A 15,491-nucleotide genomic window follows, 5' to 3' on the forward strand; every position below is an offset into this window, starting at 1 on the left:
TTTTGCCACTCTAGTTTTTTTCTTTATAAGCTCGTCCGTAAAGAATATATGCTGCTTGAGTATGAACGATTGGTAAATCTAGATGGTGTGAGTCATCAGTCAAGAAATAATTAGACTGATACTTAGTCATTAACTCTTGTACTTGTGCAGTATTAAGGTTGGAAAAACCTGCACTAATTGCTTTGACAGTCTTTCTTTGATCTAGCTCTTCATTGCCGAAATAAATTTGGGCTACAGCACCACCACTAAGATCATTTAAACGCTCATAATATTCGACGATCGCCTCTTTAGTTTGAGGAAAAAGCTTGAGCTTGGCAATAGTAGCTCTCTCAGTCATCCAAGTAAAATTAGCCAATTTCCAAGGGTGGGAAATAATTATGGCATCTTGAGCAGTATGATCGCGAATCCAATCGCTCATTAACTTCCATTGAGGATCGACATCTTGCTGTTTTGAAGGAAATGTGGGAACGGCGATCGCCTGTTGGGTAAAAAAAGCCACCTGAACAAATAAAATATAACTTAAACAAGCTACCAGCCAAAAACGCAACTTAAGTTTCTGAGGCGAAAATTTTTCTAAATTACAGGCAAGTAGCAAACTGGTAGTTAAGGGTAACATCATGTCCCCGAAGCGAAAGGGATAGTATTGCAACCATGTTCCCTGATGGTCAAAAAAAGCGATCGCCACTCCAGCTACAAAAGGAATTAAACTGATCGAAGTAAATTCTGCTAGTTCAAAACGGGCATAATCTTCAGCTTTCCAACCTTTAACATCAGCATTTTTTTTCAAAGATACCAAGCATAACGTCAAGATAACCAGATAAATAATCAATCTTAGCCATAAAATTGGATGCCAAGCGAAGGGATTTAAATGATGAGGAAGACGGAGAAAAACATAAATAAAAGCAGGAGAAATGTTGCCTAATGGCGGAGAAGTAAGTAACTGTTGTAAACTCCCTGGAATAGCCCCAGCACTAGCAATTAAATAAATTATTGGTAATAACCACCCCTTCTGTCCTAGTTGCAATAAGCGTTTTCGAGGACGCACACAAAACCAGCCCAATGTCGTCAAAAAAGCCCAACCGCCAACTAAAACATGAAAAGAGGTTGCCAAACCTAACAATAAGGTCATGAACCCATATTTTCTGTGTAACATCAGAGGAATAGCCAGCAAAATTAATCCATAAGCAACAGCTTTCGCTTCTAGTCCACCCACAAACCATTCCCCAGCGATCGCTCCTTGCAGAGATCCTTGATAAGTAACTGCGATCGTTGCTAGTAAAAGATAGGACAAGCTTAAACCTAGTTTTTGTCCTAACAGCACTATACCCCAGGCTACCAGAGCGTAACAAATTAAACGACCAATAATCGACGTGGGTAAAAAACCTAAGTAAACTATCAACCAGCCAAAAATTATCTGAAACAGATATCTGTAGTTAGTTTCTGAACTTAAATACCAGTCATTATGTATCCAATTAGGATCGGCAAATTGTTTAGCTAATGGCAGCACGTCTACTTCATTCCAGACTAGACCACTCATATTACTATCTAGTAATAATCTTAAGCAGAGAAAAATTAATACTATTGTCGTCTGTAATACAGTTTTGGAAAAATCAGACGAAATACGCACCATTATCTTCAATTAACTCCTCATCCACTATGGTTGAGTTTAATCTTAGAAGTGAAAAAACTCAATTATTTACGATAAATTAATTGCTAATAATTTAAATACTTTATCCATAGTTAGTCCTTAGTAACGTCAACTTAACTATAAGTAAATTAATTCATAGTTAGAGCTTAAACTAATTTTTATCTATATTTTTTATGTTTGTATTGTTTGTGTTTAACAAAATATAGTTCTCCAATGAAAATTGCCATTATCACATCTTGCTTTTTGCCGATTATTGATGGTGTAACGGTAAGTGGGCTGCAAAGATTGAAATTATTAAGTAAATGGGGACATGAAGTTATTTTGTTTTGTCCTGACTATAGCAATTTAGCAACGGATTATCCTAATTGGCGAGATTATACAGGCCATATTTTACCTGGAGTTAAAGTTATTAATTTAGCTAGTAATTCTTTTGTCGGTTTGGATTATGAACCTAATGTTAATCGAAGTTCTTATCAAACAGTTTTAAAAAAATTAGCAGAATTTCAACCAGATATTATTCATGTTGATGAACCTGAAAGGCTTTATGTCGGTTTTTGGCGACTTGCAGGAGTTAATTATGCGAAGAAAGTCGGTATTCCCTGTGTAAGTTTTTTCCGTACCAATTTTTTAGATTATTTAGAAGATTATTTCCCTTTACCCAAACCAATCTTTTTACTGATTAAATTTTTAGTGAAAAAACTAATTATCTGGGTCTATAATTCTTATGATTTAACTTTAGTTGCCAGTAAAATTACATTTCCTAAAATTATAGACTTAGGAATTAAAAATGCTCAATATGGTAATTTAGTTGGTTTTGATGCTGAAAGTTTTCAAAGTAGTTTTTCTCAGATAGATTTCTTCCAGTCTCAATATGGATTACCTCAAGTAGATCGACTTGTTAAAGTTGTTTTTCTCGGACGTTTATATCCTGATAAAGGTTGGGATTTTACTTTAGATGCTTTTCAAACTGTATCTCAGCAAATAGATTTAACGAAAGTAGCAATTATCGTGGCGGGAGATGGGCCGATGCGAGAGGAAATAGCTGATAAATTAAAAACACTAGCACCCCATGTTTATTTGCTTGGTAGAATATCGCCAGAAAATATTCCAGCCTTACTCATGAATTGTGACCTGCACGTAACTACATCGGAAAAAGAAACTAGAGGTTTAACAATTTTAGAAGCCTTTGCAGCAGGTATTCCTGTGATTGCGCCTTGTTCTGGGGGAGTGGTAGAAAATATCGACGATGGTAATAATGGTTTTCTTTATACTCCAGGCGATCGCTATAATTTTACTAGTAAACTTAAGCTCTTGATCGAAAATTCTGCTTTAAGAAAGCAAATGGGAGAACGTGCCAAAATTTCTGTCCAAGGATATAGCTGGGAGCGAAGTATTCAGAATTTAGTTAATATTTGGCAAGAAGAAATTGATAAACAATCGATGATTAGTGAACAACAACTTTTAGTTAATCCCGAATATAATTAAAACCCAAAAATATTAAAGAAAATTTTATTTTGATCCGTGAACGGAAAAGGAACAAGCAGAACATCTCCAAAACTATAGTTGGTCATAATCTACATCTTCAGGATTATTCCAAACCTTGTTAAATACAGATTCAGACATTTTTGTAGATACAAGTGTCAATTGACTATCTAGTTTTTGTTCGTTTAACAAATCAATAAATTGCTCGACTTGCTCGACTTGCTCAATTGACAAGCTTCTAACCTTCTCTACAACTCTATCTTCTAAATTACGATTTACCTTCATACACAATTTAAATGTTTATCTCAATTCATTTTAACAAGTATACATAATTTTTTACATGACTGAAGATTTATTAGGTAGCAATCTCCTAATTCATACAAGAAGTTTATTTATTACTATCTTGATTGTTAGTGTCAGTTATGCGCCAACTGAGTTTAAGATTAAACCAAAAATTCCAAAAAGTAACAGTAGCGATCGCGATAAGATTGGCAAGATATTCATTTATATTCAGCAGATTATAGAGCAGATTTAATACTAAAATATTTAACACCAGACCTGAAAGACAAATCACATTGAACTTTAGAAATCTTCTAAATGTTTTAATCCTACCTTTTTGCTGTTCAGAAATATCTCTAAAAGTCCAGCGATCGTTCCAAAAAAAGTTATTAATTATTGCTACTTCTGCTGCCAAAATTGCACTTCGAGTTAATCCTAAACCGATATATTCTCGCAATAAATACAGAATAAACATATTAACAAATACACCACTAAAACCTGAAATACCAAATCGAACAAAACGTCTAATTTGCCATAAATCTAGGCGTAAACGGATTAAATGCTGAATATATTCTACGTATTGCTGAAACGTAACTTTACTATTTCCTATTTTTCTCTCTTGAAAAATATAACCAACTTCCCCAATCCAGCGAATTTTGCCTCTAGCTAAAACTTCAATTAAAATTTTGTAGCCTGACGGTTGAAGAGATCGATCGATTAAAGCCTCACGACGCACCATAAAATAACCACTCATTGGATCACTAAGGCGGCCGATCACTTCTGGAAGAATCAGCAAACCTAGTATCTGCGCCCCACGAGAGAGAAAACGACGAAGAATGTTCCACTCACTAACTCCACCATACTCGACGTTTCGACTAGCAACAGCCAAGTCAGCACCTTTTTCGATCTCTTGCCAAAGTTTTATTAAAGTTTGGGGAGGATGTTGTAAATCAGCATCAATTACCCCCAAGATTTCGCCTCTTGCTACTTGCCACCCTCGAATTACTGCCGTAGCCAGCCCTTTTTCTGCATCTCGGCGCATTACTTTTAATTGAGTATATGTTGAAGTTAGTTCTAGGGCTAATTTCCAGGTTTTATCGGGGCTATTGTCGTCAACAACAATTAATTCATATTCTTCTAGAAGAATTTCATCTAAAAGTTGAACCAAAATAGTAATTAGCTGTTGTATATTTTCTTCCTCATTATAGGTAGGAATAATTAAGGAAAGTTTTAATGGTTTAATCTTTGATTTAAAATTTGCTGTAAAATTGGCAATTTTTAGTAATCCAATCGGTACAGGAATAAGATTTTCAGGTATTATGTCCTGCATTAGTCCAATATTTTTAATTATTTTTAATTGCTAACATGCTAACAATTTACACGAGCTAAATTAGGCATTACTTTCATCTCGATCGCTGAATATTCTACAGGTTCGCCATCAACTACTAAAATACCTTTGTCGGTTAGAGGCTCTAGCTTAAAAGCGCTAACTTTGTAATATTCCAGATGAGGTAGATCCAGGTGTTGTCCTTTGCCACAGCGTAACAGAGCTTGTAGTAATTCCCAGCGGGATGTTCCCTGGCGCATTACCAGAACATCGATCGCACCATCATTTATGCTGGCATAGGGCGTAACGTTCATATCATGGGCAGCCCAAGGGGTATTCATTGCCCAGAGAAAGATAAAATCGTCTTCTATTACCTGCCAACTTGGAGATGAGTTTTCCTTGATTTGGTTAAAATCGGCATGGGGAAGATAAGAAAATCTGCCTCTGTAGGTACGTAGTAAACTCATCAGGATTAAGGCATAAACATCGAATCTTAATGCCCCTAAAAACTTGAGCTTTTCTGACTCAACATCCACCTCACTAATTAAACCCCAGGCGAGGGATAGGCAACTGTAGTACTCCTGACCATTTTGGGTAACGGTAGCGAGATCCAAACTCTGTTGTCTACCTTTGGCAATCATAAAAGCAGCATTTAGCGGATCGTAACTTTCTCCAGCAGATTCTAATAAACTCTTAGCTAAACCATCTCCAGTCCCCCCAGGAATAGTACCCAACGGTAGTTTAATGGCAGTTTCACGATCGCGACGACTCATCAAACCAGCGATCGCATCATGAATCGTACCATCTCCCCCGACAATTACTAACCCGTCTGTTTCTTGAAGATCGAGATTAAGAACTAGGTTTTTAGTATCCGCAGCGCTGATAGTTTTGGTGACGGTGTAGGTTAAATTACTGCGATCTAACAATGGACGTACCTGCTCAAATATCTTAACGCCTTGCTGCTTACCGCTATGGGGATTAATCACAACCTGTAGATGACGACACTTAATGTCTGCCTCGATCGCTTTACCGACTAAAGTATTATTAATTGCTGTTTGCCATTGCGATCGCTTTGCTAAATCTCCACAGGTAAAATAATATTCCTGTAATACTCGGCGTTGCTTTTTAACGATCGGGCCAACTGTTTGCTGGGGATAAGCCGACACCAAAAGGCATGGCTGGCGATCATCTCCACGATTAACTAGGGCAGTACCTACCACATCATCTAAACAAAGCTGCTGTTTAATTCCCCTCTGCTGCCAATACAAAAAATCTTTAGTTAAGATACCTACTTCAGTTGCCGTTTCGGGATAGCTAGCTAGCTTGCTCTTAAAAATGACGCAGTTTTCCATTCAAATCAACATTAATACCAAATTAAATTGTATTTCCTAAATCACGTCTAATGTAAATTAGCTTCGTTCTAATTTACTAGCTGTTAGCTCTTAGCTGTTAGCTCTTAGCTAAAAATGAATCATTGTGATTTTTAATGCACATTAGGCGTAAATCAGTAATCAGTAATCAGTAATTAGTAATCACTCACCTTTCCAATTAATCCAATCTTGAGGCTTAAGAAATGTCTCGTATAATTCGGCTTCAGGACTATTGGGTTCTGGTCGATAATTATATTGCCAACGAACTAAAGGTGGTAAAGACATTAAGATCGATTCAGTCCGTCCATTAGTTTGTAAGCCAAAAATAGTACCACGGTCATAAACTAAATTAAATTCTACATAGCGTCCACGACGGTATAACTGAAAATTCCGCTCTCTTTCCCCATATTCCATATCTTTGCGTCTGGCGATAATTGGCAGATAAGCAGGCAAAAAGCTTTTGCCACAATCTTGCACAAAGTTAAAAATATCTGACCAACTGCGGTGATCGACTTCTCCTAACTTGTTACTATACTCTGCTGCTGCTTTATCTGGATGAGGCCCTTTATATAGTTGACCTGTACCATCTTGATAGTCAAAGAATAGTCCCCCCACACCTCTAGTTTCCTGACGGTGTTTGAGATAAAAATACTCGTCGCACCAGTACTTAAAGACAGAATGATATTCAGGATGATGGCGATCGCAAGTTTCTTTATATGTCCGATGAAAATGGGCAGCGTCTTCGGCAAAAGGATAGTAAGGAGTTAGATCCGCACCACCACCAAACCACCAAACTGGCCCCGCCTCAAAATAACGATAGTTGAGGTGAACTGTTGGCAAATAAGGGCTGCGGGGATGCAACACCATTGATGTACCTGTAGCATAAAACCCGTGTCCTGCTGCTTCGGGACGCTGTTTAAGGATTGAGGGAGGTAACTGACTACCCCATACTTCAGAGAAATTAACGCCACCCTGTTCTAAAATACCGCCATCTGCCAATACGCGCGATCGCCCGCCTCCTCCTTCTTCTCTCTCCCAGCTATCCTCTTGAAACTTACCACCATCGACTGATTCTAAGCCAGCACAAATTTCATCCTGTAACTGTTTCATAAACTGACTTACTCTTTCTTTTGAGTCAGTTGGGGGTTGGTCAGGTTGCTTTTTAGTGGGATTAGTATTAATGGCGGTCATGAGGAGATTAAAATTAAGTTTAAAACTGCTTCACTCAGACTATCTCGATCTGGTGTAATCGCACCACCACTAAGCAAAAGTAACCAGAATATCTTTACGAATTTGCAAAGTTTCTTAATAAATATCTAAAATATTGTCTTTTGCCGTTTGTTCTGAGATTAATGTTTAAGCGATCGCTAATTATCAATGAGCAATGAGTCCTAAAGGATTAGCCCTAAAGGATTAGCTCGCAAGCTCGCGTCCTTCGCGTCACAATGAACATTGAACAATAATCCAGGGCTATTTCATTCTCATATATCCAGAGAATAAATTCTCTGTTTAAGTACCGTTAAGTCCGTTTAAACGGACTTTAATTTTAAGCCAAGAAATTTATTTCTTGGTTCACTACAGTTAGAACAAAATAACCCTGACGAATAATCACTGCAATACTTCCCAATCCTCAGAAGAAACAGCAGGTTCAAAAGGGTCATCATAGTGAATAACTGTTCCCCTTAATGGATGAGAATTAGAGATAGTTTTTGATGAAATACATTCCAAAATGATTATTTCTACTTCATCACCTTTTTTGAAAGGCAAGTTTGGCAGTGATAGCTTCCCGTTTTCAGTAAAAGTAGCTTTGATACGGTGCGAATTCATTTTTCTGACCATAGATAATTAAATTAATTATCGCTTCCTAAATTAAACAATTGCTGAAGGGATTTTTGGACGCGATCGCGATCGCTTGTGGCTAACTTACCAATCTTTAAAAATAACTAAAGCGGGGCGTTTGCTTGGTGCGCGTGCGATATGCCGTGAGACGACATATCGGTCGCATCCGCTTTTCGTAGCGGAACTGTCAGTAAAAGGAAAAGGTACAACTACCACCTCAAATGGGTTCTATAAGTCACGATAAGCTTTCTCATCAGCTTCCGATGACCATTCCCCCAGAGTAGCGGAAATTGACTCTAGGTATTCCCAGTCTACGGTTGATACTTTTTTGAGAACTACTTTTTCATCTTCTATTTCAAAGATAATGCGATCGCCTTTTTCAATCTCTAGTTTCTCTCGTACTCCTCTGGGGATAGTTGCTTGATACTTTTGAGTTACCTTGGAGATTAATTTGCTTTTCGCGATCGCCATTACCAATCTTTACTTACTAAATATCTACTTTAGTTATACCGTATTACCGTATTACTTAAAGCCGATGGCTAATTAAAAACTAAAAGTGGTTCGCAACGCACCAATAAATAAATCATCATTGTCATCATTATTATCTGGTTTGTTAACGTAGATCACGCCTGGGGTAATGGCAATATTATCGTTGAGCTGATATTGATAAAAAGCTTCAGCATGTAAAGATTTTTCTTCATCTTCGTTAAACCCTTCGGCATCAATACTTGAGTCGCTAACCCAGGGTTCCATCCCGACAATAATTCCTCCCATACTGCCTTCTTTACCCAAATCAGGAAAGGCGAGAGTAGCTGCCCAGTTCCAGATATCTTGTGAGCCACGTTCCACAATTTGTCCATCGACGTTGACAGCATCTAGGGTTCTAACCTTACTTAAGCCACCCCAACCGCCAATGACAAGGCGATCGCTCAAAGCATAAGAAAACTGTGCGCCATAGGAATTACTTGATGTTGGGACACCACCCTCGAACACTCCTGGAAGTAAAGGATCGGCGTCTTCCCCTGGTTCGGTAAGAGATTTGATATTGGCTAAATCACTCCCAACACCAGTATCGCTCTGGTTGTAACCATTAACGTAAGTTAGAGCAATACCTAGCTTTTCAAAAGGAGTAATAGTTAACTGTCCCAGCGCACTATAAGAACCATTAAATAAACCCGCTCCCTGATTGGGATCGCTGGCTTCCCCTGCTAAATATCCCGCACTTAACTCCAGCTTGTCACCAAAACTGTGAATTATGCCTAAACCCGTCTCTCCTGGAGGAGAATAAATTGGACTACGAGTACCAAAAGCCGAAATTGCTCCCGATCCGCCATCCCCGTCTAACACGCTCAGCGTATTGGCAATATCATCCGCAGCCAGTCCAAATGCACCAATCAGTACATTAGTATTTTCGCCAATCGGGCGATCGTAAAATAAAACTTCTAAATTTAAATTATTATCATCAGGTTGCGCAAAAGCAAGTTCTCCCTGAAATGTACCCGTGGTTTCGGAAAACTCAGGAAAGTTACCCGTAGATAAGCGAGTAAACAGTAAATCATCTCCTGTAAAGCTAGTTTCTAATTCGAGGCGAGTGCGATAGCCAAAAACAGGCACGCGATCGATGTCGTCATCATCTGTGTCTTGGTTTAATTCTGTGTTTGAACCACTAATCACACTAGCGACTCCAAAAACTGCTTCTCCAACTAACTTAGTGGTAGTGGAAAATTGACTATCTTCTAATACGGCAGTTCTGCCTTCAAGTTCGTCAACTCTACCACCTAGAGTAGCTAATTCTGCTTGAAATTCTTGGTTTAATTGATTAATCGCTTCTAGATCTTCTTGGCTAACAGAATCGGAAGAAGCAATTAGGCGTTCAATTTGATTTAAGCAAGAGTTTAAACCCGCAGCAAATTCATAACGAGTTAGGGATCGATCGCCTCGATAGGTTTGATTGGGAAATCCTGCAATACAGCCATAGCGATCGACTAAGCTTCTTAACGCTTCATAAGCCCAGTCTGTAGGCGAGACATCTCGTAACTGATTGACATTGGTTACTTGCCCAAGATTATTATTTGGATTATTTTGACCTTCTTGTCCGTATTCTTCTACTTGATTAAGTAGTTCGCTGGATTCTGTTTGAGCCTGGGCTGGACAAGTATATAAACCTGCAACTAAAGCAATAACAATAATTGCAGCATTTTTACCCAAAGAAACCTTAGTCATAATAATCCTCACACACAAATTCTAACGGTAATGATAATAATGATTATACTTTTCAAGCAATACCCAACTTATTTAGATCTTGTTTTATAGTTCTGCCCATTCTTCAGGGAGCATATTAGCCATAACTTCAAATCCACCATCACCATCAGGTTTGAGGATATAAGCCATACCTTGAGGATCGGGATAGATTCCCGTTGCTGATTCAAAAATATCATCATGACCCACAATGATGTCGTTAGTGCCGCTTTCAGGTACAGCCGTGAGTAAGGGTGTGACGTTAGCTTTCATTTGCTCGACTTGCTCATCGGTATAATCTTCAAAAGGCAGAAAGTTTAAAGCAGGATCTTTTTCATAATCGCCAAATGCTAAGGCTGCGGTAGTCCAGGCACGGCAGTATTCACTGGTAGTAACTTTGCCCACGGGAATTTCAGCGGTAGCAAAAGCATCTCCAATTGCTAGTGCTTGTTGCAAACCATCTTCACTTAGGACTCTTTGAGTTGAGCAATCATCTACATTTGCCGTTACCTGATCGGCATAATCTTTTTCGGTTTGAGCGTGTCTAAAGTAGATCACGTAACCGCCTTTTTGCAGTTCACTTAATAATTCTGCCTCAGTCATTTTATCTTGAAAGTCAGCGTTTGCTTGCTCGCCTGGGCTTAACTGCTCACCTTCTCCCCCTTCTTCTCCACCTTGAGCCATGATTGAGGTGTTAGCACGATCTCTTTCGGCGATCGCCAATGAGTATTCACCCGCATCAACTGTATTGCCAGTTAGACTAACTGCTGTCGCTAATCCGAGTACTACAAATAATTCTACTGATTTCATCTTGATAAGTATTCTGATTAATCCTAGAACTTTTGAGAATACATTTAATGAGAACTTATGTCAAATAGTGGACTTAAAAAATGAATTTTAGCTCGATACTCCAAGACTTAGATTCATGTTCAGGAGGAATAATTACTATTTGCTGAATAAATTCGCGAAAATAAAACCGCCTTTCTGCTTCGGATAAGTCTAGCCAGAATTGTGGTAAAGAAACGGCTTGGGCGATCGCTTTTAAATTACCTGGAGGCAGTTGCGCCATGTTGATTTCTAGCTGGGCAATTTCGGTACGGAGTTTATAGGTGCGTAAAGCGACAGTTTCTTGGTCTAAGATCCCCTGTTCTTCTAAATCGAGTAATTGTTGGAGTATAGCTTGCTGCTTAAGAATTTTTTGCTCACCAGATTTCTTAATCGCCGAGTCAGGAGGAAGTTCTAATTGGGCAACTGCTAAAGGTAGCTCAAGGCAAATTTTAGTAATGGTTTGAGTTAAAACTTGAGCATAGGCGATCGCTTTGCACTTAGGTTTTTTTGGGCATTTAGGGCAACGCAGATACAAGTATTCAGTTTGTTTGTGATGTTGCGTCACGCGAGTAATATTCATCCCTAACTGACACTGCTGACAGACAACTAAACCCGCCAAAGATCGAGGTGCGCTAGCGGTACGACTGGGTAGAGAGCGATTGCGACGCAGTAGACGATCTATTTGCGCTGCTTCTTCGGAGTTAATAATTGCCGTGTGGGTATGAGAAATTATTGACTGATTTTTAGATTGTTTTTGATATTGTAAACTGCCTCGATAGACAGGATTAGTCAGCCAATTGCGTCCTGTAGTGGGGGAAATCTTTTTCCCATAACGCTTTTCGAGATAACGAACTGCACCCCGCAAAGAACCAAATAAAATAAACCTTTCAAAAAAATCTTTAACTACTGGAGCTGTACTTTTATCCACCAAATAACGATCTTGTCCCCGACGATATCCGTAGGGCGCTTTACCAGGTGGAGGCAGCATTTTTAAACGATTACGGGCATGACCCTGTTCGAGGCGCTGACGTTGCTTATTAGTTTGTATTTCTTGCAGTAAATTACTTAATTTAAGCTTTAATTGTTCGCGTTTTAACTGACCCCATTGGGGCGAACTATAATCTTGTTCTGTAGCAATAATCTCCACTCCTAAAGACTCTAATTGATTAAGGCGATCGCAAATTATCTCCAGATTGTCTCCCAATTCTTCAAGCCGACGAACTAATAAATACTTAGGCGTTTCTAAGGCGCAATCTGCAATTAGTTTTTGTAGCTGTTGATGTCCTCCTATATCTTGATAGACGCGATCGACTTCTAAACCCCAAATGTCTCGATCGGGAGCAATTTCTAATAAAGGATCGCTATATAAATAAGCAATAATTTTCATGGAGTAATCTTTAGTTGATAAATTTTAGCCAGAGATTATTCCGCTCATATTGATAGGTAATACCTTCATAGTCTATCAATTTTTATGTAACAGAGATCACATGCAAGTTAATTTTTTGGTAAGATATACAACATCTTTATATTTTTTAATAACTATTTTATAATTGCTGTAAATGCCTCTATTTTAAAGGATATAGCTAGATAATTATGGTTGGAAGAATAATATTTTAAGTAATTTTTAACTTAATAATATTGCTATGCTTGAAAAAAATATGTATGTTTACCTTAGTAGAAATAGTTGAAATTAAACTTTTTTTACGATCGCATTTCAACCAAGTAAATTTATCATAGAGAGACAAAGATTATGTCAAACGAAAGACTTTTACAACAATCAGTAGAATTTACAGAAATAGCAGATTCAGAAATGGAGCAAATTTCTGGGGGAGACAAAATTATTCAGATTTTTAACCCCTATTCCTTTGGTTACGATAATCGCGGTGGTGACGATTATTACGGTGGTCACGGTAAGGGTAAGGGTAAAGGTAAAGGTCACCACTAAGTAAGTTTCTGCTTGAAGAGCAACTAAATTATGGTTTACAAAAACTGTAAAAACTATAATTAGCTGCCCTAGATTAATAAGGTCGCATCACTGTCAAATTGAATGCGACCTTATCTATATAAATAATATCAAAATCTTAAAACCCAGAAACTGTATCCTTAAGCAACTTTTAGAATACTTTTTAAAAATCAATAACAATTATTAATCGTTGACGTGACTTAAACATTGCTGAATGCGGTTAACTACTGGAAACATAAAACATCATTCAACTTAACCAAACCAAGATATTAATACAGCTTTAGGATGGATCGAACGTGAAATATTCAGTTGTTTTACAGCATAGTGAAACAGACTGTGGTGCTGCTTGTCTGGGAGCAATATGTCAACATTATGGACGCACTTTAACTCTAAATACCCTGCGGGAGGCGGTAGGGACAGGGCAATTGGGAACGACAATGCTAGGGTTGAGGAGGGGTGCAACATCTCTTGGTTTAAATGCTCGTCCTGTTCGAGCTTCTCCTAATATTGTCGATCAGCTTAAATCTGCTTCCTTGCCTGCAATTATTCATTGGCAAGGTCATCACTGGGTAGTGTTACACGGTCAACGCCGTAATAAATATATTATTGCTGACCCCGCAATTGGCATTCGTTATGTTTCTCGTCAAGAACTAATTGAAGGTTGGCTCGATTGGGTCATGCTGTTATTAGAACCCGATCCAAGCCGATTTCACGACCAACCAGATGAAAAAACCGATCGCGGTTTGGGGAGATTTTTTCAGCAGCTATGGGCTTATCGGCGTACTCTAATTGGAGCTTTGATTTGCGCTCAGATAATTGGCTTACTTTCTCTAGCTTATCCCTTTTTGATTCAAATTTTGACTGATGATGTCTTGATTCGGGGAGACAGGCAACTATTGACGGGATTGGCGATCGCCGTAATCGCTATGAATTTAGTCAGTGCCTGGTTAGAATTAGTTGAATATAACCTAATTACCCATTTTGCTCAGAAGCTAGAATTGGGGCTGGTTTTGGAATTTGCCAGAACCCTTTTGCGTTTGCCTCTAACTTATTTTGAAGCCCGTCGGAGTGGAGAAATAGTCAGCCGTTTAGAAGACGTGCAGGAGATTAATCAGCTAGTAGCCCAGACGGTAATTAGCATACCCAGTCGGCTTTTTATCGCCATTATTTCCTTTGGATTTATGGTGTTTTACAGTCAATCTCTAACTCTAGTAGTAATTGCGATCGCGATGGTTATGACCATTTCGACGACTATCTTGTTACCCACCCTCCAGCAAAAAGTCCGTCGAGTGATGGTTTTAGATTCAGAAAATCAAGGGGTATTGGTGGAAACTTTTAAAGGTGCTTTGACTCTTAAAACTACCGCTGCTGCACCGCAATTATGGGAAGAGATGCAGCTACGCTTTGGCAGCTTTGCCAATCAGACTTATCGTACTGCTCAAATTGGAATTTTTAACTTTACCTTTTCTAAATTGGTATCGAGTATTGGCAGCATCACTTTGCTTTGGTATGGTAGCACTCTAGTTTTTAGCGATAAGTTAAGTATTGGGCAGCTATTGGCTTTTAATAGCATGACCGCTAATTTTCTGGGTTTGATTAGCACCTTAATCCAGTTTGTCGATGAATGGACTCGTGTGCGTACTGCCATCGATCGCATTACAGAGATTATCGAACATACTCCCGAAAGTCAAATAGATAAAAATAAGCCAGTAGTTAAGCTGGCAAACAAGGCAGATATTATTTGCGAAGATGTTAGCTTTAGCTATCCTGGCAGAGTCGAGTTACTGCAAGATTTTTCTTTAAATATTCCTGGGGGACAGGTAACTGCATTGATCGGTAAATCTGGCTGTGGTAAAAGTACCCTAACTAAGTTAATCGCCAATCTCTACTCAACTCAGACTGGAAACATTAGCATTGGTTTATATAATCAATCCGACATTGACTTAGATTGTTGGCGACAGCAGGTAGTTTTAATTCCGCAAGATGCCCATTTTTGGAGTCGTTCGATTATTGAAAACTTTACTCTCGGCAATCCTCAAGTCAGCTTTGAACAAATTCTTCAAGCCTGTAATATTGCTGGTGCAGATGAGTTTATTCGCAAAATGCCCGACAAATACCAAACTATCTTAGGCGAATTTGGCGCAAATCTTTCTGGTGGTCAAAAACAACGGCTGGCGATCGCCAGAGCAATAGTCAACAATCCACCAGTTCTAATTTTAGATGAATCTACAGGCGCACTCGACCCCGTTAGCGAACATCAGGTTTTAGAACGACTGCTTTACCATCGACACAATAAAACAACAGTTATGATTAGCCATCGTCCCAAAGTGATTGAACGAGCCGATTGGATCGTGATGTTAGACCAGGGAAAACTCCAGATTCAGGGAACTCCAGCCGAATTAAGTCATCTATCTGGAGAACACTTAGATTTTTTCGATCGACCTTTTGCTCAAGACAACAGCAATGGTCAAAAAGCGATTCGCGGATTTTAATCAACAACAAGGTTAATTCATTCTC

The 15,491-nt window shown here is 38.7% G+C and carries 13 protein-coding genes; 3 read left to right on the top strand and 10 right to left on the bottom strand.

Features of this window, described 5'->3' with window-relative positions; translation table 11 throughout:
- Window positions 1-10 precede the first annotated feature (10 nt).
- Window positions 11-1,630, bottom strand: a complete 1,620-nt coding sequence (locus tag KME09_07720; GenBank protein MBW4533811.1) for a hypothetical protein — start codon at window positions 1,628-1,630, stop codon at window positions 11-13.
- 231 nt (window positions 1,631-1,861) lie between these two features.
- On the opposite strand from KME09_07720, the gene KME09_07725 reads away from it, so the two are divergent.
- Complete coding sequence (locus KME09_07725; protein MBW4533812.1) at window positions 1,862-3,133, top strand: glycosyltransferase; 1,272 nt, start codon at window positions 1,862-1,864, stop codon at window positions 3,131-3,133.
- Window positions 3,134-3,205: 72 nt separating this feature from the next.
- On the opposite strand, the gene KME09_07730 is transcribed toward KME09_07725, so the two are convergent.
- From KME09_07730 to KME09_07770, 9 genes are all read right to left on the bottom strand, one after another.
- Window positions 3,206-3,415, bottom strand: coding sequence for a hypothetical protein (locus tag KME09_07730; GenBank protein ID MBW4533813.1), 210 nt, complete (start codon window positions 3,413-3,415; stop codon window positions 3,206-3,208).
- Between the two features lie 103 nt (window positions 3,416-3,518).
- The gene (locus KME09_07735; GenBank protein ID MBW4533814.1) at window positions 3,519-4,739 is read right to left on the bottom strand and encodes a glycosyltransferase; all 1,221 of its coding nucleotides are present in this window, start codon (window positions 4,737-4,739) and stop codon (window positions 3,519-3,521) included.
- 38 nt (window positions 4,740-4,777) lie between these two features.
- Entirely contained in the window at window positions 4,778-6,088 is a 1,311-nt protein-coding gene (locus tag KME09_07740) for a hypothetical protein (protein ID MBW4533815.1), read from the bottom strand.
- 180 nt (window positions 6,089-6,268) lie between these two features.
- Window positions 6,269-7,297 carry an oxygen-dependent coproporphyrinogen oxidase gene (gene hemF / locus KME09_07745; protein MBW4533816.1) on the bottom strand — a complete coding sequence of 343 codons (1,029 nt, stop codon included), beginning with the start codon at window positions 7,295-7,297 and terminating at the stop codon, window positions 6,269-6,271.
- 417 nt (window positions 7,298-7,714) lie between these two features.
- Entirely contained in the window at window positions 7,715-7,933 is a 219-nt protein-coding gene (locus tag KME09_07750) for a hypothetical protein (GenBank protein ID MBW4533817.1), read from the bottom strand.
- Window positions 7,934-8,173: 240 nt separating this feature from the next.
- Window positions 8,174-8,416 (bottom strand): AbrB/MazE/SpoVT family DNA-binding domain-containing protein, encoded by a 243-nt coding sequence (locus KME09_07755; GenBank protein ID MBW4533818.1) that lies wholly within the window; start codon window positions 8,414-8,416, stop codon window positions 8,174-8,176.
- A gap of 72 nt (window positions 8,417-8,488) precedes the next feature.
- On the bottom strand, window positions 8,489-10,168 hold the full coding sequence (locus tag KME09_07760) for an iron uptake porin (protein MBW4533819.1): 1,680 nt from the start codon (window positions 10,166-10,168) through the stop codon (window positions 8,489-8,491).
- Between the two features lie 84 nt (window positions 10,169-10,252).
- Window positions 10,253-10,993 (bottom strand): histidine phosphatase family protein, encoded by a 741-nt coding sequence (locus KME09_07765; protein MBW4533820.1) that lies wholly within the window; start codon window positions 10,991-10,993, stop codon window positions 10,253-10,255.
- Between the two features lie 73 nt (window positions 10,994-11,066).
- On the bottom strand, window positions 11,067-12,398 hold the full coding sequence (locus tag KME09_07770; GenBank protein MBW4533821.1) for a recombinase family protein: 1,332 nt from the start codon (window positions 12,396-12,398) through the stop codon (window positions 11,067-11,069).
- A 363-nt stretch (window positions 12,399-12,761) separates the two neighbouring features.
- Between KME09_07770 and KME09_07775 the strand changes: the two genes are divergently transcribed.
- Both KME09_07775 and KME09_07780 read left to right on the top strand, forming a co-directional pair.
- The gene (locus KME09_07775; protein ID MBW4533822.1) at window positions 12,762-12,956 is read left to right on the top strand and encodes a hypothetical protein; all 195 of its coding nucleotides are present in this window, start codon (window positions 12,762-12,764) and stop codon (window positions 12,954-12,956) included.
- A 314-nt stretch (window positions 12,957-13,270) separates the two neighbouring features.
- A complete protein-coding gene (locus KME09_07780) occupies window positions 13,271-15,466 on the top strand; it encodes a peptidase domain-containing ABC transporter (protein ID MBW4533823.1) in 2,196 nt (731 codons plus the stop codon).
- Window positions 15,467-15,491 lie beyond the last annotated feature (25 nt).

This window comes from Pleurocapsa minor HA4230-MV1, from assembly GCA_019359095.1.
Taxonomy (GTDB): Bacteria; Cyanobacteriota; Cyanobacteriia; order Cyanobacteriales; family Xenococcaceae; genus Waterburya; species Waterburya minor.

Excerpts from the sequence above, each read along its gene's own strand:
- KME09_07730 (MBW4533813.1), bottom strand. The coding sequence starts at position 3,415 with ATGAAGGTAAATCGTAATTTAGAAGATAGAGTTGTAGAGAAGGTTAGA.
- KME09_07755 (MBW4533818.1), bottom strand. The coding sequence starts at position 8,416 with ATGGCGATCGCGAAAAGCAAATTAATCTCCAAGGTAACTCAAAAGTAT.
- KME09_07720 (MBW4533811.1), bottom strand. The coding sequence starts at position 1,630 with ATGGTGCGTATTTCGTCTGATTTTTCCAAAACTGTATTACAGACGACA.
- KME09_07765 (MBW4533820.1), bottom strand. The coding sequence starts at position 10,993 with ATGAAATCAGTAGAATTATTTGTAGTACTCGGATTAGCGACAGCAGTT.
- KME09_07725 (MBW4533812.1), top strand. The coding sequence starts at position 1,862 with ATGAAAATTGCCATTATCACATCTTGCTTTTTGCCGATTATTGATGGT.
- hemF (MBW4533816.1), bottom strand. The coding sequence starts at position 7,297 with ATGACCGCCATTAATACTAATCCCACTAAAAAGCAACCTGACCAACCC.
- KME09_07775 (MBW4533822.1), top strand. The coding sequence starts at position 12,762 with ATGTCAAACGAAAGACTTTTACAACAATCAGTAGAATTTACAGAAATA.
- KME09_07735 (MBW4533814.1), bottom strand. The coding sequence starts at position 4,739 with ATGCAGGACATAATACCTGAAAATCTTATTCCTGTACCGATTGGATTA.
- KME09_07750 (MBW4533817.1), bottom strand. The coding sequence starts at position 7,933 with ATGAATTCGCACCGTATCAAAGCTACTTTTACTGAAAACGGGAAGCTA.
- KME09_07770 (MBW4533821.1), bottom strand. The coding sequence starts at position 12,398 with ATGAAAATTATTGCTTATTTATATAGCGATCCTTTATTAGAAATTGCT.
- KME09_07740 (MBW4533815.1), bottom strand. The coding sequence starts at position 6,088 with ATGGAAAACTGCGTCATTTTTAAGAGCAAGCTAGCTAGCTATCCCGAA.
- KME09_07760 (MBW4533819.1), bottom strand. The coding sequence starts at position 10,168 with ATGACTAAGGTTTCTTTGGGTAAAAATGCTGCAATTATTGTTATTGCT.